Source organism: Colwellia sp. PAMC 21821, from assembly GCF_002077175.1.
Taxonomy (GTDB): domain Bacteria; phylum Pseudomonadota; class Gammaproteobacteria; order Enterobacterales; family Alteromonadaceae; genus Cognaticolwellia.
This window is the reverse complement of sequence record NZ_CP014943.1, coordinates 1,905,895-1,932,865: the sequence shown is the minus strand read 5'-3', so window position 1 is coordinate 1,932,865 and position 26,971 is coordinate 1,905,895. Positions and strand designations below refer to the sequence as shown.

The following is a 26,971-nucleotide window of genomic DNA, read 5'->3' as shown; positions in this document are numbered from 1 at the left end:
ACTAATGAGTAATTCAATAGAAACGATCAATCCTTTTACTGAGAAAAAGATAAAAGAATATACCTTGATGACGCATGACGAGGCTAAGGGAGCTGTAGAAAATGCTAACGAATGCTTCAACAAATGGAAACTTGTCGACGTTGCAGAAAGGGTAAAATTAGCTAATTCACTAGCACGAGTTATAAAAGATAATGAGAAAGAGTTAGTTCAACTGATGGTTGACGAAATGGGTAAAGTTCAATCCCAAGGTGAGCAAGAGGTGGCGCTTTGCGTTGAAATTTGCAAATATACGGCGAGCATCGCGGAGAAAGCTTTAGCTAATGAAGAGCGTGATTATGAACAGGGGAAAGCGCTAGTAACTTATCAGCCAATAGGCGTGATCTTAGGAATTCAACCATGGAATTTTCCGCTGTATCAGGTAATAAGATATAGCATTACTAATGTAGTTGCCGGTAACACGACAGTGATGAAACATGCGTCAAACGTTTTTGGTATGGCACAAAAAATTCAATCGCTTTACGAACAAGCCGGATTTCCAAAGTATGCATACCAGTCGTTGCTTATTAATGGCGAAACAGCCAATAAGCTAATCAGTCATGATGATATTAAGGGCGTTACTTTTACTGGCAGCGATGAAATTGGTAAGTTAGTAGCAGAAGAAGCAGCTAAACATAGTAAAAAGACAGTATTAGAACTAGGTAGCAACGATGCTTATATGGTTTTAGACGATGCTGATATACCCTTAGCGATAGAAGCTTGTGTCAAAGGGCGAGTTATTAATAACGGAGAAACATGTGTTTCTGCAAAGCGTTTTATCATTACCGAAAAAAATTATGATAAATTTAAACAGGGCTTTAAACAAGCCATGATGCAACTCAAATTAGGTGATCCTAAAGCAGATGATACAGACTTAGGGCCTATGGCAAGAAAAGATTTACGTGAAAAATTACACGAGCAAGTGAGCGAATCTATTAAATGTGGTGCAACTGTAATTTGTGGTTGTGAAATTCCTGAAGGAAAAGGCTTCTTTTATCCTGCATCTATTTTAGAAAATGTGAGCCCGAATATGCCAGCATACGATGACGAATTGTTTGGTCCAGTTGCTGCGCTTATCAAGGCCAATGATGATGAAGATGCTATGAGAATTGCTAATGATTCTCGCTATGGCTTAGGCGGTGGTATTTTCTCTCAAAACGAGGAACACGCTATAGAACTTGCGGTGAAGCACTTTAATACCGGTATGGTTAACATTAATGGTTATGGTTTGGCGCGCCCTAATCTCCCGTTTGGCGGGGTCAAGAATAGTGGCTATGGCCGAGAACATGGTGGCTTTGGTTTAAAAGAATTTGTTAACGTTAAATCTATAATGATTAATCGTTCAACATCAAAGTAAAGAAAGTGTTTAGTAAGTAGATATAAGTAAAGCGTTCAATAAAAGTTGAGCGCTTTTTTATATTAAACCTATCTAGATAGGCTGTCTTTATTGCTATCGCTCTTATGCTGATTTTTCATTTAAAATAGCACTATTAAAAAAAATTATGAGTATTCGTGGTTATATATCAATGCTATTTCAGTGAATGTAGGCCAAATATATTACCTTCAGTATCAATGCCAAGTGTGATAAAACCATAGTCACCAATGGACATTTTTGATCGTTGAATTTTTCCGCCAGACGATAAAAGTCGGGACTCTTCGACGGCACAATCATCACAGGAAAAATAAATAAGCGTACTATTACCACCAGCTTTAATACCAGATATTTTTACGAGAGCACCTCCAGCGCCATAAACATCAAAATTTGATGGGAAAGCTAACATTTCAATATCTTCATTAGTGATGTTCCCCAAGGACTCCAAACTCGTGTTGAGCACAGACTCATAAAAGAATTTAGCTCGAACTAAGTCGTTAACGTAGATTTCAAACCAACCCACAGGATTTGTTATCATTTCACTAATTCCTTACATTAAATATTTTGAGGTCAGCTATTGTTTTATCCTAATTTTTAAATTGTAGACGTAAATGCCCAGGTTTTACGTACTTTTTATTAAATCAAATAAAATCAGTGTATTATGAATATGAATAAACGAGGACTTTAAAGTAACTGGATAAAATATAATGAGCTTGTTGATAAACTTAGATAAATGTTGATTATTTGACATAATTAAATATAGTTAATTATGTATCTAGCTGATTCATGTGCGATATTTTTTTGATGTAAGCTATTTAGGCTTAGTCTGTAAATATTACATTTAACTTTCTATTAATGATGTAAAATATAAACAGCCTTATGGTTAGTGTTTAATTTTCAATTGGTTATGTTTATGTTCTTACTTGGCGCGAAAATCGCTTACTAGATCAGTAGTAGTTTATAATTTAATAAATGGAGAATATATTATGTTAAGCTGGGCTCTTACTTTTTTTGTTATTGCGATTATCGCAGCAATATTTGGTTTTGGTGGTATAGCTGGTGCAGCGGCTGGTATTGCCAAAATTATATTTTTTATTTTCGTTGTATTGTTGGTTATTTCATTACTCGCCAATGCAATTCGTGGTAAATCACCATAAATTTAGGGAAAACAGATGTCTTTTGTTAAAAAGCTATCAAATACACTTATTATATTTGTAGCAACATTTGGCTTAACTGCTTGTAGTGAAAAAGAAGCAGAAGAAGCCGGAGATAAAGTTGAAAAAGTAGTTAAAGATGCAGGTAATAAAGTCAGTAAAATAAAGGAAGATGCCGGTAATGCTCTTGAAGCCGCTGGCGAAAAAGTAACTGAAATCAAAAAAAACGCTGGTAAGGTAATGGATAATGCCGGCGAAAAAGTCAGTGAAATGAAAGAGAATGCTGGCGAGAAAGTTACTGAATTAAAAGCTGACGCAGGCAATATGATGGAAGATGCCGGCGAAAAAGTCAGTGATATGAGAAATAGTATCAGCAACAAGTTTGGTGGCATTAAAAAAGATGCTGGCAACGCTATTGAAGATGCTTGTGAAGAAGCAAAAGAAAGTCTAAATGCAGAAGATGAAGATTGCTAATTTATAGTTTCAATTAAGCTATAATCCAATTTGACTAAAAGCCCTTGTTAATACAGGGGCTTTTTATTTTTTATATATCATAAGTATAATTCAGGTTGAAATTGCATAGTACTTGTTGTGAACTTAACTAAAGTATGAGCTTAATAAATTTTATTTGAACGATAATATATTGTGTTCAAAAAACTTTAATAACTCTTCGAAATTCATGCTGATGTCATATTCGAAGCAATCGTTAACCTCAATAAGCACCACTTCTTTAATCATATAATATGAATATGTCACATTATTGCAAATCTGCTCTACAAAAGTGGATGTTATAAATAGCTTATTATGCTATTTTTGATCTAATAACTTTCTGAAATATATTGAAATTAACAATGTTTCTTACATTTTTTAATATTCTGCAAAGTATAATTACACGGTAAACCGCATTGGATGACCATAGTGCGAAAGCTCCTAATACTATTGTAAAAACAGACGTTAGGTTAAACACCTAATTTTATAGCTGGAAATGCAAACAATATAAATTATTATTTGTTAGATATTCGAGGTGTTTAAGTTGCAAAATAATTCGAAAATTAAAATATTAGTCAGTGATGACGACCTCACTGCTCGAATTATCATGCAAGAAACACTTGCCAGCGACAGCATAGAGGTTATTGAAGCTGAAAATGGCCAACGCGCTATTGAGCAATTCGAAAAACACCTGCCTGCCCTAATTTTACTAGACGTATCTATGCCACTTAAGAACGGCTTTGAAGTGTGTGAGCACATACGTGCCCTTGAAAGTGGAAAGCATGTTCCCATTATTATGGTGACCGGGTCGGACGATTTAGATTCAATTCATAGATCCTATTCCGTTGGCGCAACAGACTTTATTGCGAAACCGATTAAATGGGAAATACTAGGTGAGCGAGTAAAGTACATACTACGCGCAAGCCAAGCCTTCGCTGACCAAATGTCACAACAAAAAGAACTACATAAACTCGCTTTTTACGATGCGTTAACAGGATTGCCTAATAGGCTCTTGTTATTAAAAGATCTACAACGCTTTTTAGCCATGGCTCGTCGCAACAACTATCAGGCGGCTATGTTATACATAGATTTAGATAGGTTTAAGCGAATCAACGATACCATGGGGCATAGTATTGGTGATAAGTTACTGCGCAAAGTTGCTCATCGGCTACAAGAAAACATGAGAGATAGTGATGTTTTTTCCCAAATTGGTGATGAAGAACTTATGAGCAACGGTCAGTTGTCGAGTTTTGGCGGTGATGAGTTTACCATTTTTTTAAGTAAGTTGAGCAATGCCAATGAAGCTATGCTGGTTGCTGAACGTGTTATTCAAAGTTTTGTTAAACCATTTAAGTTAGAGCAATATGAAGTAGTGATCACCCCCAGCATTGGTATTTCGATGTTTCCCAACGATGGTGATACTGCCGAACTATTACTAAAAAATGCTGACACAGCAATGTATTCCGCCAAAGAAGCTGGGCGCAGTTGTTTTAAGTTTTACTGTGACTCAATGAATGCAACCGCGGCCGCGCTTTTACAGCTCGAACAAGATCTGCGTATGGCACTTAAATCAGGTGAAATACTTCCTTTTTATCAACCGCAAATTTGTGCAAAAACAGGCAATATTGTTAGTGTTGAAGCGCTTGTAAGATGGTTACCCGTAGCCGGAGGCATAATTCCACCCGATGAGTTTATTCCAATTGCAGAAGAAACCGGCTTAATTAATGAACTAGGGCTCTTAGTACTTCAACAGAGTTGTAAGCAAGCTAAACAATGGCTAGACAACGGTAACGAAGTGCGAGTCGCCGTTAATGTATCGGGTCACCAGTTTAGGCAAGCAAACTTTACTCAAATTGTCGCGCAAACACTCAATATATATAACTTACCTCCGCATTTACTCGAGTTAGAGTTGACCGAGTCGGTAATTATGAGTGACGCTGAAGAAAATATTAACCGCTTAATAGAGCTAAAAGATTTAGGTGTAACTTTGGCGGTTGATGATTTTGGTACCGGCTACTCTTCGTTGAGTTATTTGAAAAAATTCCCGATAGATATTCTCAAAATCGATCGTTCTTTTATGTGTGATGTTAATTCCGCACCCGATGATATTGCTATTGTAGAAGCAATTTTAGCCTTAGCTAAAAGTTTGAATCTTGGGGTAATTGCCGAAGGTATAGAAGAGCCGGCACAATTAGAAATATTGAAAAACACTCAACATTTATTGTTGCAAGGGTATTTGTTTTCTCGTCCTTTGAATGCTGAAAAAGTGACACCGCTGTTAAAGCAAAACTTTACTCATCTTATGCAAAATAAATAATGAATAAACTGCCAAACACCAACGCTTTAACTCATGATAAAAATAATATTGTGCTTTATGTTGATAGTGACCTTGAGATAAGTCGTGAATACACCGACATGTTAAATGAATTACAACAGCACATTACTAGTTCAGGCATGCAGTTGCAAAAGTTGTCGTTGTCGAAAAATAATAACATTGGGTCATCAATATTAGTCGTATGCCAAAATAATTCACATGCTGACAGGCTTATTAAACGATTTAACCTACAAGACCAGCAAGTATTTTGGCTAGCAGAGAACCCGCAGCAGCACGACCAAACGCTATCATTAAAAGAACATTGGTTTATCGATTGGCGAAATGAACAAGCTTTACTGCCTATTTTATCTTTACTAGTACGGCAGGATGACATTTTTCGGGCTAAACAACATACAGAGCATAAGTTTGCCTTACTGTCTGAATGTTTAGGCGAATTAGTGATTACATTAAGTTCAGCAGGAAGCATAACTGAAATTAATGCTGAACTGTCGGCATTAATGGGTGACTCTTGTACTTCTGCAATAGGTAAAGACCTACTTTCTTACCTACAAATACCGTCAGATACCGCCAAAAAGCGTATGAAAAATATTTTTGCTGACCTCGAGCGTTCTGGCGCGATGACTAGATTGCCGCCTTTTCCAATTCAGTTGGAAAATACCGTGATAATAGTTGATGGGTTTGTTGGTTCATTGCGCAATAATGAAAATTTACTCATTATGCGGCAAGTAGCAACGTGGCAGAGTCAAGAATGGTTAGAGCAGCTCGCAGTACATAATGAACCAGTCACTTTGTTACTTATTAATCCTGATGATTTAGCTAAATTTAATCAACAGTATGGTCGTGAGTTAGGTGACCAAGTACTGAGTGAAATTATGCTTAGTTTAACTGACTTATTACGCACAGCTGATTTTGTTAGTCGTTATAGCGGTGTAGTTTTTGCGGCAAATTTGCCTGAGACCAATGAACAGCAAGGTCAAGCACTAGCAGCTAGAGTAAGGCAAATGTTGGTTAATAAGTCATTTACTCAGAAAAAGCTGAATGTAGATTTTAGTTTTGGCTTAGCAACACTTAATTCAGAAGAGCAGCTGGGAGAACAATCACCTTTAGAGCTGTTTCGACGAGCCAATACCGCTTTGCAAGCCGCTCGTAGTATTGGTGGCGGCAAGTTGGTGGCTTGGGAACCAAAATTTGACGCCAATATCATTGCTAATTTAGACCGTATGAGTGGCAAGTTTTCAGAAGCGCCTGAAGATGATTTTAGATTACTTTCCTTACAGTGGGATTTAATTCGATTAATTGGTAATACCCATTCACTCGAAACTTTTTCAAAGCAAATTTGCCAAACACTAACGGCAGGAATGCACTGCGAATATGCTGGGCTATACCAAGTTAAAAACCAGAAATTAATTAACTCATCTTGCAGTACAGCTCAGAAAAATATAGATGTGGAAAGCGTACATCACTGGGTCAATACAAACATTAACGTCGATAGTTTGAAGAACTTAATAGATGCGCCGCTGCAGCCCATTGGATTATTTTGCCAAGCTATCGTGCCATTGTTTACCCGTAATCAATGTTTGGGGATGATATTATTACGATGGCCACTGAGCGAGCAAAGCAACGCTGAAAAGTACAATGCACAATTACAGCAAGTTACACCCAACTTAGCCACCGCTATTGATCGCATTATTCTGCTTGAAAATGACCAACGCAGATCGGTTATTGCTCATAAAACTATGGGCGATCAACATGAATTGCTCTTTGAATCTGCAGCAATGCGTAACGTTATGCAGCAAGTGCAGTTAGTTGCGCCCACTGATGCATCAGTGCTGATCATTGGCGAGTCAGGTACCGGTAAAGAAATTATTGCGCGACAAATACATAATCATAGTGCTTTGCTAGAAAAGCCTTTTATAACCTTAGATTGTAGTACTATTGTTGAACATTTAATTGAAAGTGAATTATTTGGCCATAGAAAAGGCGCGTTTACAGGCGCAACAAGTGACCAACCTGGCATGATCGCACAAGCCGATGGTGGCACTCTTTTTTTAGATGAGGTCGGAGAATTACCACTCGATATTCAATCAAAACTTTTACGTTTTGTACAAGAAAAAACTTATGTGGCTGTGGGTGATCAACGTGTGCGCAAAGTTGATGTTCGACTCGTATTAGCGACTAACCGAAATTTATTAGATGAAGTGGCCATGGGGCGATTTCGATCCGACCTCTACTATCGTATTAATGTGTTTACCGTTAATTTACCTCCATTACATAAAAGAGGAAATGACGCCTTGTTACTTTGTCGTCATTTTTTAGTCAAATTCAGCCAACAATACAGTAAAGAGATTATCGACTTTACCCCAGCGGCAATAAAAATATTGCAAGCATATTCATGGCCCGGCAATGTTCGAGAGTTAAGAAACATTATCATGCGTGCGGCTATTCTTTGTGATAAACAATTAGTTGATGTCGCTCATTTAAATATTCAAGAACAAGAATATCTTACAGAGACAGGTAGCCATTTAGGTTCAGCCAGTCATTTGGTTAGTGTTAATGAATCAGATGCTAGCTTCATGAATCAGCCCGATATAGCTAATTTAATTAATCAGTTAATCGCTATCGCCTTGCAGCAAGTACGCTTATTTCCGGTAAGTGCTTGGTTAGAATTACAGTGGTTAAGTGTATGTTTAGCTAAATGGGGAAGCTTGTATCAAGTAGCTCTGCAATTAGACCAGTCAGAATCTACTTTGCGTCGTCGCTATACTAAACTTAAAGGCTTAGATCTCAGTTTAGCGCCGCTAGGTGAGCTAGAAAGTGAATGCGATAATATGTTACAGCAACTGTTAACCGCACATTGCAATACTACACTTTGGTCAACCATTGAAGTTACATTGCATGAAATTGTTATGAAACAAGAGATTAGCCAACAACAAAAAGCACAGTTACTTAATGTAACCCAACCAACATTGCGCAAAATTTTGCAACAGATTCGAGTTTAACTTAACTTTTTTTGCCAACTACTTCCTCGTCTAGTTGTATACTTCAGCCCAGGGATTAAGCTCCTTGCGCTGAAGTTAACGACTAATCTATATCAACAACTAATATTCGACATTGCCAAAGATTAAAGCTGTAGACTACTGCACTATTTGCCGATTTTCTTGCTTATAAACAGTGCAGTTAATGAATAATTAGCATCAGTTAAGCTATTCTAAATGCCTCTAATTCCGCACAACTCGTTAGATAAGTCGCTTGTATGGTTTGCGCTATGCTCACTATATCTTTCGCTTGATTTTGTTTTATTGATGTTTCTAAATCTTTGCATAATTTATATAACGCTATAGCGCCAGAGTTTCCAGACATTGAACTAAGCGCATGGGCAATTTCTGCTATTTGATGTAAATCTACCTCAGCACTTTCTGTCTCTGCTAGTAACTGTTGAATTAACTTATTAGCCTCCTGGATAAACCCGTCTAATACACGATTAAATACAGGGTTGCCGGTACCTTTACTAATTCTCAAAAGCGTATCGACAGCTGCCATGTCAATTAACACAGTTTCGTCTTCATCACTTTCAATATCTTCAGCGCTTATTAGCTCGCTAACACCAGCGTTAGCTTTTGGAGTAGGCTCTATTTCTATCCTCGGATCAGCTGTATTATCATGGTCATTGGCTAAAGGGAGGCTCGACACGGCTAAGTATTTTAGGAGTGTTTGCTCAAGTTCTCGTAACGAAAACGGCTTAGTCATAACGCCATTCATGCCTGATTCAAGACACTGTTGGCGCAGGTCGTCGCCCATGCCAGCTGTCAGTGCAACAATAGGAATATCTGGCCAGTTTTTTCTTATCTCTGCTGTTGCTTTGTATCCGTCCATAATAGGCATTTGGCAATCCATTAACACCAGATCAGGCTGTTTTAAGTTTACTTGCTCAACCGCTTCCGCACCGTTGTCAGCTAACCAAGCTTCACAACCCAACATACCTAACATGCTTTTTGCCACTTCTTGATTCGTTAGGCTGTCTTCTGCCACTAAAATATTAGCGTTAAATGTTTGATGGTTACGGTGATCGTCGGTACCTGATTTTTGTTCAGCGCTTTCAATTCCTAAGGCGCCATATAAACTATTGCGTAAACCACTAAAATGCACCGGCAATGGCAAGATATTACGTTGGTCGTTCTCTTGCCATTGTGATGAAGGTAACAAGCAAATCCAGCGCTCAAGGGGAATGCTCGCATGTTTAATTGCAGCTTCGTGCTCTGATAGGCTGATCCACAAACCATTTTTGGCTGAGGCTAACTGTGCATTTACCCGTTGTACATGAACTGCTTTTATTCCTAACTTGAGCAACATATTAGCAACTGCTGTACCTAAACCACCGTTAAGGCTTACTAAGTGCACTGTTGGGCAATCAGCCATGGGTTCATGTTCAATAACTGGGTTTCCTACAATGGGTAAATCGACTTCGAGACTAAAGCGGCTGCCCTCGCCTAAATTCGATTGCACGCCAATGTTACCACCCATTAATGTTGTTAACTGTCTACAAATAGCTAAACCCAACCCTGTACCGCCATATTTTCTGGTGGTAGATGCATCAGCTTGGGTAAACATTTCAAATACTTTTTGTTGGCGATCTGGCGCCATACCAATACCGGTATCTTTTATACTGATTTCAAAGCCATTGTATTGTGCTGTGTCGCTTAGCTGAGTTTCATGCGGTTGATAGCATACAACGCGCTTAACACTGACATTAACTTCACCACGCTCAGTAAACTTAATCGCATTACTGGTTAAGTTTGCAATAATTTGGCGTAATCTAGCCGGGTCAGCATAAACGAGAGGTAATGGTTCGGGCGATAAAATAGCATTAACATGAATGCCCTTGTTAAATGCAGACTCACTAAATAAATCACACACTTCTTCAACGAGTGCTTCTAGGTCGGTTGGCACTGACTCTAATGTTGCTTTACCAGCTTCTAATTTAGAAAAATCTAAAATGTTATTGAGTAAATCTAGTAATAAACGACCTGAACGATAAACCAATTGTGCAAAATGTTGTTGTTTAGGTTTAAGGTCTGAGCTAAGTAACACTTCTGTCATACCTAACACACCGTTCATCGGTGTTCGAATTTCATGACTCATGATCGCTAAGAAATCGCTTTTTTCTTTACTCGCTTGTTCGGCAATTTGTCGGGCTTTTTCAGTTTCTTGCATGCTGATTTCAAGCTGAACGTTAGCAAGTCGAAGGTCTTTAGTGCGTTCTTCTACGGTTGCTTCTAATTTGATGAGTTGTTGCAACTCAAGTAAGCGTTTTTGTCTATATCGCCAAATGAAATAGAGCAAAATTAAAATGACTACAAGGGTATACAAACTATATGCCCAAACGGTTTTCCATGGTGGCGGCAATACCGTAATGGGCAGTGAAATACCGGTAGTATTCCATAAACCTTGGTTATTGCTGGCTTGTGCTCTAAGGGTAAAGTCGCCCGAAGGTAAGTTAGTAAATGTTGCTAAACGCCTATTCTCTAATTCGATCCAATCTGAATCTAGCCCATCTAATTTGTACCGATATTGATTTAAACCAGGGGCGTTATAATCGAGGGCAGCGAATTCGAAAGAAATAAAGTAGTCTTTGTAATCTAGTTCTAAAGCTTTAAGGTCGTCATACGGTACATCGAACCATACTTGTTCGTTGAGTTTTTTTACTCGAACTAACACTACCGGTGGTACAACTTGGTTATCTTTAATATCGTTAGGATGAAAACGCACTACGCCAGCATTGCCGCCAAAGTACATATTCCCGTTACTATCTTTGAAACCTGCGCCAAAGTTGAAATCACTTTCCTTTAAGCCTTGGTAGCTATCAAAATGCCTTAATTTTCCTGATTGTTTGTTAAATCTTGTTAATCCTGCGGTGCTACTCAACCAAAGGTTGCCATTATCATCGTCCTGAATAGAGTAAATATGGCTGCTAGGCAATCCACTTAAGCTATCGAAGTGTGTGAAACTATTGTTTAGTGCATTAAAGTCCTTTGGCAGCCATTTATTTAGCCCTCCACCTTGAGTTCCGACCCACAACTGGGCCATAGAGTCTTGATAAAAAGCCCATGCCATTGGTGCAGATAAACTATCAACGTTATCTGGTTGATGCTCAATGTGGTCAAAGTCTAAGTTAACAGGATCGAGCAGATTAATTCCAACGGTAGTACCAACAACGATTTTTCCGTTGAGCAGTTGATATACTGCAAGCACATAATCACTATTGATGCTTCGTGGGTTATTTTCATCATTACGGTAGTGGATAAATTTATCACTGCCCACAGGCAAGTAATTCAAACCTCCACCAAATGTGCCGATCCATATGTTGCCGGCTTCGTCTTGGAATATACTAATTACGCTGTTAAAGCTTAAACTGTGGGGATTGTCAGGGTCATTTATATAATTAGTGATTTGCTGTGTGTCAACATCTAGCTTACTTAGCCCTCCCCCTCGAGTACCAAACCATAGCGTATTACCATCACCTCGCACGGTCATCACCCGTGCATCGCTTAATGCCGGAACACTGTCTTTGTTAATAATTTGTTGTACATTGCCATCGCTGTTTAAGCGCGTTAAACCACCATAAGTTGCTACCCAAATTGCTACTTCCCCACTTGAGGATTTTGTTTCAGCAAAGCCTAAAATAGTATTATTCGCTAATCCAGAATCTATATGTTTAAAAGGCACCTCAGAGCTTTTGCTTAAACCATTATAAGTGCCAAACCACATTAACCCAGATGGGTCTTGTAATATTGATAAAACCAAATTATTGCTTAGGCCATTATCAGTATTAAATGTATCAAAATTGTTTCTGCCGTTCCAAATAGCCACGCCTTGTTCAGTGCCTATCCAAATGCGTTGTTGCTTATCTTGAAATACGGTGTAAACGTGATTAGCAGGGACGCTAGACTTCTGATTTTCTTGATGTTGCCAAGATGTAAACCTTAACCTTTGTGGATCGGCTACTGCCACACCTGCGTCTACGCTAGTTACCCAAAGCCTTTGTTGCACATCTATAAATAGACTACTTAAGCGATCGCTAAAAAAGGGTGAAACAGAGCCAGTATGCATGCGTACTAATTGCTTATTTTTTTTATTTAGTTTTAACAATCCATTGCCATCAGTGGCGAGCCAGATGAAGTTGGTTTCTTCTACAAAAGAGGTTATAAATGCTTCTTTATTGAGTTCTGGGATTAAGTCTTGTGTGTTGAAATGTTCAAAAGTCATGGTGTCGGGCTGAAAGCGGCTAAAATTACCGCTATTGTAACCTAGCCAAATATCGCCATTTTCATCTAACATCATACTCATTATACGATTAGATAAAGGTAAGGCTTGAGAAGTAGTATTGCTTTGCCAGGCAGTAAAACTTTGCGTTGCTGCATCAAATAGGTTTAATCCACCACCGTCCGTGGCTATCCATAAACGATTTTTGTTATCTTCAATTATCGCACGAACATTATCTGAGCTTATGGAGTTGTACTTGCGAGGATCATGAACAAATTTAATCAGTTCATAACCATCGTATCGAGCTACGCCTTCTTGGGTTACTACCCATAAATAGCCAGTACTATCTTGAAATACTTGCCGAATAGTTTTTTGAGAAAGTTGCTGATTAAGTGTTGCAGAAGAAAAGATGAAATTTGCCTTGGTTTCAGCGTGCAGCTTAAAACAAAGAACAAAAAAGAATAGTAGGGAGCAAACAGTGGTTTTGAGCATACTTTAATTACATATATTTTAATCTGTAAATAGACTAACTCAAAGCGTGTAAAACTCCAAACTTTAGACTTACTTAGAGAATTACCTATGAGTTTGTAGTAAGTATTAACTATTTACGAGGGGGGAAGTTAATGTATGGAAAGTCATTTCAAGGATATACACGCTTGAAATAAAAAACCCGCTACAACTTTAAGTGAAGCGGGGTCATATTTTTACGTTATTATTTATTCTTGAATCGAAAAGCTTTCTTGAACAATTTGTGCTTCTCGCCAAATAAATCCTTCGTTTTCAACGAAATTTTCGCTCCAAGTCGTACCTTCACGCCATATGAAGCCTTCAGTATTTAACGCTTCACGCCAGATAAAACCTTCACGCCAGATAAAACCTTCACGCCAGATAAAGCCTTCACGCCAGATAAAGCCTTCTTCCCAAACTTCAAAGTCGTAGCCTTCAATATAGTAGTTACCATCAGTGTCTTCGCGAGCTGCTCCCATGTAGTGTTGGTCACCACTCAAATCAGCTGTTATGTTCATTCCGTTATTAGCGCAACCCGTTTGTGTTGACTCAACCGCTTTTACCGCATTAACGCTACCAGCACCTTGTTGAAATGGACTATATGCAAGCTTACCGTCTTCCAATTGGGCCATAGTAGTACTAGTGATAAGTCTACACTTAACATCATTAGCACTAAGGTTTGGGTTGTTCTGCAGCATTAATGCAACTATACCTGTTACCACACCTGAAGATTGTGAAGTTCCTGACATCATATAGCGATCTTTAGCCATTAAATACTGTGGAAATTTAGCGGCGGTATACATCTCTGAATTACCTAAACTAAACATATGACCACCTGGCGCAACTAAATCTGGTTTGATAAAAGCGTCATGCGTTGGACCTTGCGATGAAAATGAAAGCATTTTGTCATCACTAGTGTCTAAAGTATTGTTATCACTGATTCCACCTACACTAATAACATAAGGTACATTAGCTGGTACGCCTACCGTCATTGCACTTGGACCGGTATTACCTACCGATGTAACGACAACAATGTCTTTTTCCCATAATGCCATTACTGCTTGGTTAAGTGGATCTTCCCAGTAGCTTGAACGCGGTTGTGCGCCAAATGACAGGTTGACTACGCGAATATTTAACGCTTTGTGATTATCCGCAATGTACTGTAAGCCACGAATAGCGTCAGCGTATGTACTGTGACCGTCTTCATAAATAGCTTTTACAACCACTAAGTTAGCGTCAGGCGCTACACCTTGGTAGTGGCTACTCGTTTGTCCATGTTCAACGGCTCTTTTACTGTTGGCAATTATGCCAGTAACGTGAGTACCGTGAATATTTTCATCAGTCATTTTACTAGGTTGTACTTCAGTATCGTTTATAGCGTCGTATGCTGCTTTGATTCGAGATTTATTAGAGGTATTACGGCTTAATGCACTGTTGGCAGCCCAAAGTCCACTGTCGATTACCGCTACAGTAACATTTTTACCGGTAATGCCCTGATTGTGCAAAGCATCGGCGCCGATAGAATTTACGTAATAAGTGTTACTATCACCATCAATGCTTTGTGTTTCGTAGCCTTTTACAAGTTTACGGTCACAATTTTCAGCAAAACCTACACCCATAGAGAAGTCGTTTTGTTTGTAACTATCAGTACCATTATTGGTAAATGCCAATTCAACGGTAGCATCTTCATAAGAACCTAAAAACGCAGTGGCAGGGATATCTGCTGCATCAAGCACTAATTCACCATTTTGCTCTGCAGTAACATTAGCAAATACAGCGGTGCCGTTGATTTTAACGGTGCGTATATTGCCTAATGCTAATGGCCAATTGAAGGTCATTTGGTTAAAGTTTACTTGTTGTTCTTTAGCATTATAGATATTCCAACGAATTTTATTCGCCGACATTTCAACTACATGACTACCGTAAACTTTACAGTTATCAAGCGCACTGGCGCTAAAAACAGCTTCGTTTTTAGTTATAGTAATTACGCCATTAAGTAAATTTAAGGCGGCTAACTCTGTATCACTAACTTTTACAGCAATCCCGTTTATTAATGATAATTCATGCGTTATAAGCCCACCTACGTCACCAATAATTTTTTTAAGGCCTAATACATTATCACCTTGAATGATAACTTCGTTATTACGCTCGATAACTGGCGCTAGTACTTCAACTACAGGGTCTAAAATACCAGCTAATAGACTTCCAGCACTATGTGCTGCAAATGGCAATGTTGATATGCTCAACAAGCTCGTCAACAATATTGCATGCTTTTTGTTAAATCTCTTTATCATATATAAATTACCTAAATTTGTATGTTTTCCCAGGTAGTGTTCTTATGCTAAAGATTACCCAGTCACGTATTAACACTAACGATGATATAGCAATGGTCGTGCCAGAATTTAACTTGTTGTTTTAATAGGATTTAATTTAAATGTGAAATAAATGACTCGTCGTAATTGAAATTAATGAATGTAACCAATGAATGTTTGATTCAAAATTAACATTCATTTTTTTTAATATAATGCATGTGTTACATATGAGCTGAACTATTGCTTTGTGAAATGCATTACCCTCCAGAGAATAAGTAGGCGTATTGTTTTATCATGCTAATACTTACACTTGAAGAGAAGATAGACGTTCGCTTGGATAAACTGATGTAGAGAGCAGTATGAGATAATAAATTTTTTAGTATTAAAATCTAGGCAAGTTAAAACATTTTGTAAAATATGTTTTTATTATTAAATGTTTATCGGTCGGGCTAAACTGGGTATATTCTCAATAACAAAAAAATAGTGGTCAACGTATGGTAGTAAAACGATTTTGGCTGATAACTATTCACCATGGAAACAGGTATTAAATATGAATATTAAATTAGCCCCTTTGTTTGAAAAAATTCAATCCAGCTTTTGGTTTATACCAAGTTTAATGATGATTTTCTCTCTATTATTAGCTGCTGGCACCATATACATAGACGTAACTCACATGCAGGATAAACAGGGGGCTTTATCGTTCTTATATACTACAGATGTAACGGCCGTTCGCTCATTATTAGGGACTATAGCGGGCGCTATGATCACGGTAACCAGCATTGCCTTTTCAATCACCATAGTTTCATTAACGCTAGCTTCTTCACAATTTGGGCCGCGCTTAATGCGCAACTTTATGATGGACAAAGGCACGCAGTTTGTCCTGGGTAGCTTTATTGCCACTTTTCTCTTTTGTATCGCTATATTTTGTGCCATCAGCTTTAAAGCGCCTTATGCCTTTCAACCCGGAATAACACTAGCTGTTGCTATTGCTATGACCTGTTTTAGTGTTTGGATCCTGATTTACTTTATTCATCATGTTGCCCAATCTATTCAGGCAGATGTGGTTATTGATGGTGTGTATTGTGAATTACAAGAAATTATAGGGAAATTATTTCCAGAAATTTCGAATGAAAATTTAACCCGTGAAGGTGTTTTAGCATTTGAGAAAAATAGAGGCACGCAACAGCTTGAAGTTTCGGCACCTTCAAGTGGTTACCTACAACTTATCGATAAAGAAAGTTTACTTACTTTAGCTTCGAAATCGCACTGTACTATTCAGCTGCATTATTCAGCAGGTGATTTTGTTGTTAAAAATTCAACTATTGCCACGGTTTATGGCAGTGATAAGGTTAAACAAGATATAAGTGAAAGCATTATCAAGCATATTGTTTTTGGAGCCTGCAGAACACCGGTGCAAGATCCTGAATTTGCGGTACACCAATTAGTAGAAATTGCCTTAAGAGCATTGTCACCAGGTATTAATGACCCATATACCGCAATAACCTGCATCGACAAACTCAGCTCAGTGTTGTGTAGTTTAGCGGGTAAAACATTTCCTTATACCAATATTTTTATTGATGGCGTACCGCGATTGGTATGTAAATCGTTAACTTTTACTGATATAGCAGATGCGGCCTTTGACCAAATAAGGCAGGAGTGTGAAACGAACCTCGCGGTTACTATCCAGATGCTAGATTCCTTACATGTTCTCGAAACTCAAGCTAAAACAGCAGAACATCATAGTTTTGTGCAAGCGCAGACAAGAATGATTGAGCAACAACAAGCTAAACAATCATTGAGCGATGAAGATAACACTGAGTTATTGCGCCGAATAAATAAAATTACCCACAATACTAAATTGGTTTAGTGTTTAAGATACATTTTAGTTAGTTTTAGTTAACTTTAGATAGTGAGGTTCGGTAATTGTGCATTAAAGATCAATGGATTAATGGTTTTTATATAGAGGGTATGTCAAAGGAAAGAGTGTTTTCATATCTGAATAAATGATTTGATTATTAGTGATATTGGTATAAAACCCCTGCGTCGATGTTACGGCGACGCAAAGGTTATTAGACTTCAATGCTAGTAAAAAACTATGCTAAATCGAAACGATCAGCGTTCATAACTTTCGCCCATGCGGCGACAAAATCGTGAACAAACTTTTCTTTGTTATCATCTTGCGCATAAACTTCGCTGTAAGCACGAAGAATAGAGTTTGAACCAAAAACAAGATCAACGCGTGTCGCTGTCCATTTGACTTGATCTGACTTTCGTTCACGAATTTCATATAAGTTATCGCCCACAGGCACCCACTTATAGTTCATGTCAGTTAAGTTCACAAAATAGTCGTTCGACAATACACCTTCACTATCTGTGAATACCCCATGCTTAGTGCCATTGTAGTTAGTATCCAACATACGCATACCACCAATTAACACGGTCATTTCATGAGCGGTTAAGCCCATTAACTGTGTGCGGTCTAACATTAACTCTTCAGCGCTAACTTTATAATCAGCTTTGAGCCAGTTACGATAAGCATCATGTTGTGGTTCGAGTACTTCGAAAGAGTCAACATCAGTTAACTCATCAGTCGTATCTCCTCGTCCTGGGGAAAAAGGAACTACTACTTCAACGCCTGCAGCTTTTGCTGCCTGCTCAATGCCAATATTACCCGCTAATACGATAACATCAGCAATGCTTACACCACTGGTGTGTGCAATACCCTCAAGTGTTGATAGTACTTTATTCAAGCGAGCAGGTTCGTTGCCTTGCCAATCTTTCTGCGGCGCAAGGCGAATTCGAGCGCCGTTAGCACCACCACGTTTATCGGAATGGCGATAAGTTCTAGCGCTGTCCCAAGCTGTGGCAACCATATCGCTGATACTTAGACCACTGGCAACTATTTTATTTTTTACTGATTGAACATTATAATCAGTCATACCTGCGGGGACTGGATCTTGCCAAATAAGATCTTCTTGCGGTACATCTGAACCAATGTAGCGGGCTTTTGGCCCCATATCGCGATGGGTTAATTTAAACCATGCTCGTGCGAAAACATCGGAAAAATATGCTGGATCATTAAAGAATCGTTCAGAAATCTCACGATAAGCAGGGTCCATTTTCATGGCCATATCCGCATCAGTCATTATTGGCGTGGTACGAATTGACGGGTCTTCAACATCAACAGGTTTGTCTTCCTCTTTAATGTCAACGGGTTGCCACTGCCAAGCACCTGCAGGACTCTTTTTCAGTTCCCACTCGTGTTTAAGTAGCATAGAGAAATAACCGTTATCCCATTGAGTAGGATAAGTTGTCCATGCACCTTCAATACCACTTGTTACCGTATCACGACCAATACCACGTTCAGTTTTGTTATTCCAACCGGTACCTTGTTCTGAAATATCTGCGGCGGCTGGTTCTCTGCCGAGTTTCGACGCATCGCCGTTACCATGACATTTACCTACTGTGTGACCACCTGCTGTTAGCGCAACTGTTTCTTCATCGTTCATCGCCATACGCTCAAAGGTAACACGTATGTCGTAAGCAGTTTTAAGTGGGTCGGGCTTACCATCTACGCCTTCAGGGTTAACGTAAATCAATCCCATCATTACTGAGGCTAATGGATTTTCTAAATCGCGTTCACCAGAATAACGGCTGTTTTCGCTGTCGCTTGGCGCCAGCCATTCTTTTTCAGAACCCCAGTAAGTGTCTTTTTCTGGATGCCAAATATCTTCACGGCCAAATGCGAAACCAAAAGTTTTTAAGCCCATAGATGCATATGCGATGGTGCCGGCATACGAAATCAAATCTGCCCAGCTTAGTTGGTTGCCATATTTCTTTTTGATCGGCCAAAGTAAGCGGCGTGCTTTGTCTAAATTTGCATTGTCAGGCCAAGAGTTTATTGGTGTAAAACGTTGATTACCGGTTGCTGCACCACCTCGACCATCAGCGGTTCGATAGGTACCTGCTGCATGCCAACTCAATCGGATCATCAAGCCGCCATAATGCCCCCAATCAGCAGGCCACCAGTCTTGGCTATTAGTCATTAGTTCGTGTAAATCTTTGTTGAGTGCAGCTATGTCGAGACTTTTAACTGCTTCTCGGTAATCAAAATCCGCATCCATCGGGTTAGTTTTACGGTCATGCTGATGAAGAATATCTAGGTTTAAAGCTTTCGGCCACCATTCCATGTTTGTCATCGAGCTTTCAGTAGCACCACCGTGCATTACAGGGCATTTACCACCCGTGCTTTTCTTATCATTCATATTCAATTTCCTTGGATAAATTGCTACGTATATCTTAGATTATAGTAAAGTGCGATACAGTTACTTAACGCGAGCAGGTTGATATAAAAGTAACTGTTGAAAGACCTAATCGAGTAGACCTACATTGATAGTCAAAGTTTCAGCTAAATTGGAAACTAGTAAACTAAAAGCGCCAGTGATTAATTGGCGCTGTAATTTCAGTTAAGTAGTTTTGTTGAGTCTAGCTTTAGCCATCAGCAGCATCCTGTACGGCATCACCTGCACTTTCGATATCTTCTCCAGCGCCTTCAATCGTGGCACAGGCACCTAAAGCGGTGCTGAGTAACAATACAGTTAATATTGATTTTATGTTTGCATAGTATGTTTTAGCTTTCATTTTGCGTTCCTTTTTGGGTTGTTAACTTGTCGTGATTAAAAAATATTATAGTAGCGTTCTTTTATCTTTAGTAGAGTATGGCGCAATTAAGCACTTTTACTATTGTTATCAGTTGAACTTTCACCGCTGTTATCATCAGCAGTTTTTGCACTGCTCTTTTGAACATCTTTTTGGCTCAGCATAGTATTTAGTTTCTCACCACCTTTAGCACCAAAGTCCAACGTTCTAATCGGAAATGGTATTAATATGTCAGCCTGCTCTAAAGATGATTTAATTTTTACTATCGCTTCATGCCTAGCTTTCATAAACCCTGTTTCTCCAGGATATTCTATCCAAAACCAAACTAGTAAATTGATACTACTCTCTGCAAAACTTTCAGCGAAAACGGCAGTTTCTTCTTGTTTGATAATAAAGTCGCATTGGTTAAGCGCTGCTACAATAACTTCAGCGGCTACCTCAGGATCATCCGCATAAGAGATACCTACCGGAATTTCTAACCGTCTGATGCCATTAATTGTGTAATTGGTTAATACATTCCTAAAGAGTATTTTGTTAGGAATAACTTCTAATTGACCGAAAAATGTCTCTACTAGCGTATTACGTAAATTAATGGTTTTTACGGTACCAAAAATATCTTCTGCTTTAACAATATCACCTATTTGAAATGGTTTTCTGATGCCCATGGCAATGCCTGCAATCAGATTTTCGGTCATGTCTTGGAATGCAAAGCCTATGGCGAGACCTATAATACCGGCACCGGCTAATAGTGAAGTTACTGTGCCTTGTAAACCGAGAAAATCTAATGCGACGAATATACCTGAGAGTAACACTAAAACTTTTATAATCGATGACAGCAAATCAGCTATTTGCTTAGAATCTAGAGCTTTACGTAATACTCTTTGCGTAACTTTTCCGACAATTCTCGCGAGAATAGAAAATACAATCGCGATGAAAATGGCCACAACTATATTAGGAAGATGTTGAATCCCTGCTTCAAACCAGGTTTGCAGTTTTTCATTAATTAGTGGCCAAAATTTATCTAATTCTATTAACTTCACTTTTATCCTTATATATCTTGGTTTACGTTTTTAGCTGTAGTTACTTCAATTGGCCTTAAGTAATTTATGCATACTAATAACATCTTATTGAATGTCATCATCGTCTGATTCAATTGGTATCATGATATTATTCATTGGTTACCTGTTTTAATGTGATGTAATTGTTAAACTAGTACAAAACTACAATCAAGAGTTGTGCCACCAATAAAGCCGTTTTAAAACAATTGCTTGTATTTTTTTGTGGCAGTACTTGTTACTGAAGCATGTAAATATTACAGAGTCATATGTCATGACTGCAATATTGTCTTTGTCCGAAGTAAATTTAAACGCAAATCAGAAGCATGATGTTACGGGTACGTTAGTTGCTGAGAATATTTAATGACTTCGGCATAATTTCAATGTGTAAACTACTTGCAGAGAAAACTTCACCATCGATAACATACTCAAGTTCATGCTTAGCATTTATGGCTATTTTCTTAGCGCGTATGTGTTCACTCTGCATCGGGCTAGCTTCTTCAGATAGACCTGAAATGGCTAATTCTGCCAAGCTAAGCACACTATCGGTCATATCCGGTTGAGGCGGTATCCAAGTAACATCGAGTAAGCCATCTTTAATATTTGGCTCACCTCCACCTTGCGCTAATATAGTGGTAAAAGGAGCGGCATTTGCAATAACTAGACTCGTTGTTTCAATAGTTTTAACCGGCAAATCATCAATTTGAATTTCTAACGTTAATATTTCATTTTTATTAATCGCTTGCCACAATGCTTGTAGGTAGGCGAATTGACCACCGACATCTTTCTGTGCTCTGTCTGCACTGGTGATCATTTTGTTTTCAAAACCTAACCCCGCTAGCAGTAGCATTAAGTTATCGTTGCACTTCGCACTATCAATTTTTGTAGCTTTTCCCTCAATAATTGCATCACAAGCTATGCTAAGAGGTATTAATTTGGTACTGAAACCAAAAAGTACATGTGCCAGCGCATTAGCTGTACCCATAGGTAAAATCCCCATAATTATTTCAGTTTGTACTAGTTCACCTGCCACTTCAGTCAATGTACCATCACCACCACAGGCGATAATGGTTTTAGCGTTATTTTTTATGGCTTTCTGCGTTAAATCAGCTGCGGAAACTTCTTTTGAAGTCTCTAAAATATGTATAACAAAATAGGGTGATAAGCGTTCAATAACTTCTGCTTTATGCTCGGGCCATTTCCCTCCGCCAGAGACCGGATTAGCAATGATCCATATCGGTTGCTGTAAGTTAAATAAATCGTCTTTTTTAAATTGTACAAGCGATCGCAATTGGGCTTTATTTAACCCAGCGGTAGAGCGTATGCCCTGTATTTTTTCTAATGCTTGGGCAACGGTGAGTGATTTATTTTTACTCAACAAATAAGCTGCCATAACCAACACCGATCTGCCTCGACCTAAAGCACAATGAATAACCACTGCATTAGATTTTGAAATATGATTTTCGATCCAATTAATGGCTTTGAGTAGATCGTGAGACTTTGGGCTTTTATGATCTAAAACCGGTAAATTAAAATAATCTAGTTCTTCATTTTCAGCAGTCCAATCAAGGCCATCAAATTCAGCTGTTACGTCTAATATAGCCGATACGCCTACTGTTCTTAAGTAATCTATGTCTGACGGAAATAACCGGCACGCTAAAAACAGGTTTTGCTCAATTTTTTGAATAGCAGGAACCTTGTCATGTTTTCGGGCCCAAGCGTTGTAAAGTTGAGTTCCCAATAGAAAAGGAATAAAAATCCATCGGATATAAAAAGGAATAGTGCCATTAGTTTTTTTTCTAAAAATCCAAGGTAAATCGAAAATATAAGCTAGGCTTACTAAGGATAAAGATAATCCAATCCAAGCAAAAATGACGTTAAAATATATATCGTTACTGAGTAATATTGCCGCAAAAGATAACATGGCTGCGCCAAGATAATATTTAACGATAAACATGGACTACTCCTATTTTCGATTGTTTATTGAGTTGAGTTAGTTAATCAACTCGTTTTCATTAGATAAATTTTAATTGAATGCCAAAACCGATACGTTGCTGATGACGGTTATAATCTACTAAGGAATCACCGTAGCCATTAAAGTATTGCAGTAAAATGTCATATCTTGCACTGACTGGGTAAGAAAGATTTAACTCAACGCTACCTTTGTTATCACTGGTTTTTAGGTTATTTCTGACTAGTGCCATGACATTGAATTCGCCAAGTTTTGTACCATAACCAAATTCAGTATGGCCCATAAATGTGGTGATATCTGGGTTATCGTCACCCGTTGAATCAAAGGGATCAGTTTTTTCATCTTCTTTAATTCGGTACCAAGCTTTAATGTGGTAAAACGAATCTCTATCGCTAAACATAGCGGATGCAAATAGTCTATTCCAACTTCGCGAGCGCAAATCACTTTGTCCATTCGACTGATGACTCATGCCAACACGTATTTGATTGAATTTAAAACCAGCTAAGGTAAGTTCATTTCTCCAAGAATAGAATAACTCAGGTTCGTAGTTGGTCTCTCTAAACGGTTTCGATGCTTCACTATTGTATACTTGCCAGTATGAAACAGCGGTAAAACCGAAATATAAGCCCGACGTACTGTTATCTTTTTGGTATATCGGTAATTTAACGCTAATTTGGTATTTAGCTTCAAGGTGATCAACGTTTTCAGTATTTAATCCGCTGGCACTGAGCGTATTAGGATCACTTACATAGGTAAATGGTAATATATAGTTTAATCTATGTTGAGAGAAAGCAAAGGGGTTAGACATGGCCTGACTAACAGAGTCTGACCGTTGGTCGAATATCGACGTAAGGACTGAACTTGTATTTTCAGGCTCTGCACTGATGTTAAAACTGACAATAAAAGCACTTGATATCAGTAGTTTTTTTGACCGAGTCAGCATAGTTTTCAGATTTAGGTTATTAGAAAAAACCTGTATTAAATTTGCTATGCCACTTTTGCCTTGTTGCTCTTTAATAGGTAGACAAGACGTAATTCCTTTAAATTTTTTAATCAACGGGCCATCTCTGCTTGGTATTGTGTTGCTAATTCTGTTTTTTGTGTAGCAGTCAATTTTTTCCCAGCGAGCTGAAAAAATTCTCTTTCTTCTTCTGCCAAATGATGCAGTACTTTATGCTGTAATGCTTTCATTGTTTTTAACCAAACAGGCGAGTCCATATCTGTTTCTTCTAACTTGGCAATAAATTCGTCAATGTCGTGATGTTCAGCAATTGCATGTCTTGCAAGCTCTATAGTTGCATCAAGTCTCATTAAAGGCATGTAAAAATGACGCTCTTCGGCAATCGAATGTTGTTTCAGCTGAAATTTTAAATCGATAAAGAAATCTCGACGACTTGCTGAATCGCCAGAAGTGTCAACTAACAGTTTCATTAATAATCGTTGTTTTTCATGATCACTGCTTAACGCGGCAAAAATATCCATAGTAGTACCTCTTTTAACTGATCGTTCTCACAATTACATATACTTATAAAGTTATTGAATAGATCACTTGTCGATAATAAAAAATTTATTGGATAAACAAGCGGTTTTACAAATTAGTAACTTTACCTTGTTAATGCATTATTCGATCAGTTCTGAATTAGTTAGTTATATATAAGCTAGATGCATACCAATATTCAAATTTTTTTAAGCTGTTGTTTTTTAGTGTTTAATTTTCTATGTGATAATGAGGTCAATTGAGGTTTTTTAGCTGATAGAAATAATTACACGTTACCGAGTAATTATTTTAGGGTATAGCGGGTAACAAAGGGAGTAAAATCGAAGAGCTATCTTAGACTCTTAAGGATCTCGATATTAATCGGTTTTAATATGGCTTTATCTATTCCTGCTTGTCTTAACTTCTGTTCCGTTACGGTTGCACCACTTACCAATATTAAGGTTATATCAGGATGAGATTGTTTAATGCTAGAGGCTAAATCTAGGCCGTTGGCGTCAGGTAGGTGCAGATCTAGTAATATTTTAGTCCAATTACGCTCATTTTTGAGCAAATCTTGGCATTGCTTTGCTGTTTGGGCTTTTACTGCTTCAATCCCTAGAGATTTAAGCAATAGAACAGTAACATCAGCGGCGTCTGCATCATCTTCTACTACAATAATTCGTTGCGTGCTTTGCTCTTTTGAGTTGAGTTTGTTGTCAGTTATTAAACTTGGTTGTGCTAGTGTTGCTTTAGCTGGATTTTCAAGCTTGAGATAGTTTGCCAAGTTTTGGTGTAGTTCGGTTTTGTTTATTGGTTTAGCAACTATCTGATTAAAACCAAGGGTTAACAATTCTTGCTTTACACCTTTCATCGTTGCAGCCGTCACCGCCAGAATTGGTTGGTCAAAACCTAAAGCTTTCAGTTCTTTTATCGCTCGTTTACCATCCAATTTTGGCATGTGTATATCCATAAGAGCGAGATCGAAGCACCAGCCTTGGGAACTCGCCAATTTGAATTTTTCGATTGCTTGTATACCATTAGAAGCATAGGTAACTTTTAGGCCAAAAGATTGACAGATACGACCTATCAGCAGACGAATATCATCAATATCGTCAACAACTAATACGTGCCCCCGCAACTTTGCAAGTGAAAGGTTTTCACTTAATGAGTGCTCTTGCTCAAAATCAAGTAAAGCTCGTTCTTGACCAGCAATATTGCCGGGGTCTATGGAAAAGGTAAAGTCACTGCCTTTGTTCAATAGAGATTGAACTTGAATCGTACCACCCATATGTTTAATCAATTCAGCACAAATTGATAAACCCAAACCAGCTCCTTGCTCTTTTCGTGATATATAATCTTCAACCTGCTCAAAAGGTTTAAATATATTATCTAACATATCCTCGGGAATACCTTGGCCGTTATCTGAGACTTTAAAACTTAGTATTTCTTTATTATCAATTAATTCAGTCCAAAGGGTTAATTCGACTTGACCTTGCTCGGTAAATTTAATGCCATTATGAATTAAGTTAATTAGCACTTGGCGAAGGCGTAAAGGATCTGAGTGTATTACCAACGGCAGTGGGTCTTGTCCTCGCATGACTAATTTTAGCGCTTTATCTGCAGCATGTACTTGCATCAAGCAAAAAATATCAGCAATAAAACTATCTAAGTTAATTTTGCAAAAGTTATATTCGAGTTTACCAACCGCTATTTTTGATAAATCGAGTACATTGTTAAGCAGGCCAAGCAAATGTTGGCCATTATTTAAAATTATATTGAGTTCAGATTCTGCATTTGGTGCTTTATTGCCGTTGAGTAATATTTCGGTATAGCCAAGTATTGAAGTTAAAGGTGTGCGAAGTTCATGGCTGAGATGAGCGAGAAATCTGTCTTTTGATTGATTTTGTGTTTCGGCGTTTATCCGTTCAACCCGTTCATTTTCAATCTCTTGTCGTGCTAAAGCATATCTTATCGCACGGGCAAATCTTGATGTAGTAATATCTCCTTTTACAAGATAATCAACTGCGCCAGCAGCAAGTGCAGACTGATCGAGAGTGTCGTCTGATTGCCCTGTCAGCATAATAATTGGAATTATACAGCCGCTTTTTGAAGCTTTTTCTAACACGGTTAGACCATTGTAAGCACCGAGCTGATAATCGAGGAGACAAATATCATGCTTGCCAAGATTGAGTTGCTCAAGTGCTTCATTGGGGTTGGTTACCCAGTCAATTTCAAAGCTATGCGATTCTAGCTGACTGAGGTGATCACTAGTAAGAATATAGTCATCCTCGTCATCTTCAACAAGCAATACTCGGGCGAATTTTTTAGACATATTATCCATGC

The 26,971-nt window shown here is 38.2% G+C and carries 16 protein-coding genes; 6 read left to right on the top strand and 10 right to left on the bottom strand.

Annotation, left to right across the window (positions count from 1 at the left end; all coding sequences use genetic code 11):
- Positions 1 to 4 precede the first annotated feature (4 nt).
- Entirely contained in the window at positions 5 to 1,393 is a 1,389-nt protein-coding gene (locus tag A3Q33_RS08145; protein WP_081179519.1) for an NAD-dependent succinate-semialdehyde dehydrogenase, read from the top strand.
- 172 nt (positions 1,394 to 1,565) lie between these two features.
- Here A3Q33_RS08145 and A3Q33_RS08140 read toward each other — a convergent pair whose 3' ends face one another.
- A complete protein-coding gene (locus tag A3Q33_RS08140) occupies positions 1,566 to 1,946 on the bottom strand; it encodes a VOC family protein (RefSeq protein WP_081179518.1) in 381 nt (126 codons plus the stop codon).
- A gap of 448 nt (positions 1,947 to 2,394) precedes the next feature.
- On the opposite strand from A3Q33_RS08140, the gene A3Q33_RS08135 reads away from it, so the two are divergent.
- From A3Q33_RS08135 to A3Q33_RS08120, 4 genes are all read left to right on the top strand, one after another.
- Positions 2,395 to 2,565: a DUF1328 family protein gene (locus tag A3Q33_RS08135; RefSeq protein WP_081179517.1), complete on the top strand. Its 171-nt coding sequence runs from the start codon at positions 2,395 to 2,397 to the stop codon at positions 2,563 to 2,565.
- A gap of 267 nt (positions 2,566 to 2,832) precedes the next feature.
- A complete protein-coding gene (locus tag A3Q33_RS21135) occupies positions 2,833 to 3,036 on the top strand; it encodes a hypothetical protein (RefSeq protein WP_502687243.1) in 204 nt (67 codons plus the stop codon).
- A 559-nt stretch (positions 3,037 to 3,595) separates the two neighbouring features.
- The gene (locus A3Q33_RS08125; protein ID WP_081179515.1) at positions 3,596 to 5,368 is read left to right on the top strand and encodes a putative bifunctional diguanylate cyclase/phosphodiesterase; all 1,773 of its coding nucleotides are present in this window, start codon (positions 3,596 to 3,598) and stop codon (positions 5,366 to 5,368) included.
- The gene (locus tag A3Q33_RS08120; protein ID WP_081179514.1) at positions 5,368 to 8,385 is read left to right on the top strand and encodes a sigma 54-interacting transcriptional regulator; all 3,018 of its coding nucleotides are present in this window, start codon (positions 5,368 to 5,370) and stop codon (positions 8,383 to 8,385) included. The genes A3Q33_RS08125 and A3Q33_RS08120 overlap by 1 nt, the downstream gene beginning before the upstream one ends.
- A gap of 199 nt (positions 8,386 to 8,584) precedes the next feature.
- On the opposite strand, the gene A3Q33_RS08115 is transcribed toward A3Q33_RS08120, so the two are convergent.
- Entirely contained in the window at positions 8,585 to 13,138 is a 4,554-nt protein-coding gene (locus A3Q33_RS08115) for a hybrid sensor histidine kinase/response regulator (RefSeq protein WP_081179513.1), read from the bottom strand.
- Positions 13,139 to 13,362: 224 nt separating this feature from the next.
- The gene (locus tag A3Q33_RS08110) at positions 13,363 to 15,447 is read right to left on the bottom strand and encodes a S8 family peptidase (RefSeq protein WP_081179512.1); all 2,085 of its coding nucleotides are present in this window, start codon (positions 15,445 to 15,447) and stop codon (positions 13,363 to 13,365) included.
- A 568-nt stretch (positions 15,448 to 16,015) separates the two neighbouring features.
- On the opposite strand from A3Q33_RS08110, the gene A3Q33_RS08105 reads away from it, so the two are divergent.
- Positions 16,016 to 17,332, top strand: a complete 1,317-nt coding sequence (locus tag A3Q33_RS08105) for a DUF2254 domain-containing protein (protein ID WP_081179511.1) — start codon at positions 16,016 to 16,018, stop codon at positions 17,330 to 17,332.
- 226 nt (positions 17,333 to 17,558) lie between these two features.
- Here the strand turns inward: A3Q33_RS08105 and katG are convergent, their stop codons facing one another.
- The 7 genes from katG to A3Q33_RS08070 form a co-directional block, all read right to left on the bottom strand.
- On the bottom strand, positions 17,559 to 19,730 hold the full coding sequence (gene katG / locus A3Q33_RS08100; RefSeq protein WP_081179510.1) for a catalase/peroxidase HPI: 2,172 nt from the start codon (positions 19,728 to 19,730) through the stop codon (positions 17,559 to 17,561).
- Between the two features lie 226 nt (positions 19,731 to 19,956).
- Complete coding sequence (locus tag A3Q33_RS08095) at positions 19,957 to 20,106, bottom strand: entericidin A/B family lipoprotein (RefSeq protein WP_081179509.1); 150 nt, start codon at positions 20,104 to 20,106, stop codon at positions 19,957 to 19,959.
- A gap of 86 nt (positions 20,107 to 20,192) precedes the next feature.
- Complete coding sequence (locus A3Q33_RS08090) at positions 20,193 to 21,164, bottom strand: mechanosensitive ion channel family protein (protein WP_081179508.1); 972 nt, start codon at positions 21,162 to 21,164, stop codon at positions 20,193 to 20,195.
- Between the two features lie 358 nt (positions 21,165 to 21,522).
- Entirely contained in the window at positions 21,523 to 23,136 is a 1,614-nt protein-coding gene (locus A3Q33_RS08085; protein WP_081179507.1) for a diacylglycerol kinase family protein, read from the bottom strand.
- 58 nt (positions 23,137 to 23,194) lie between these two features.
- The gene (locus A3Q33_RS08080; RefSeq protein WP_081182420.1) at positions 23,195 to 24,094 is read right to left on the bottom strand and encodes a phospholipase A; all 900 of its coding nucleotides are present in this window, start codon (positions 24,092 to 24,094) and stop codon (positions 23,195 to 23,197) included.
- A gap of 110 nt (positions 24,095 to 24,204) precedes the next feature.
- Complete coding sequence (locus A3Q33_RS08075; RefSeq protein WP_081179506.1) at positions 24,205 to 24,633, bottom strand: hemerythrin domain-containing protein; 429 nt, start codon at positions 24,631 to 24,633, stop codon at positions 24,205 to 24,207.
- A gap of 344 nt (positions 24,634 to 24,977) precedes the next feature.
- Complete coding sequence (locus tag A3Q33_RS08070; RefSeq protein WP_081179505.1) at positions 24,978 to 26,960, bottom strand: ATP-binding response regulator; 1,983 nt, start codon at positions 26,958 to 26,960, stop codon at positions 24,978 to 24,980.
- Positions 26,961 to 26,971: the final 11 nt, after the last annotated feature.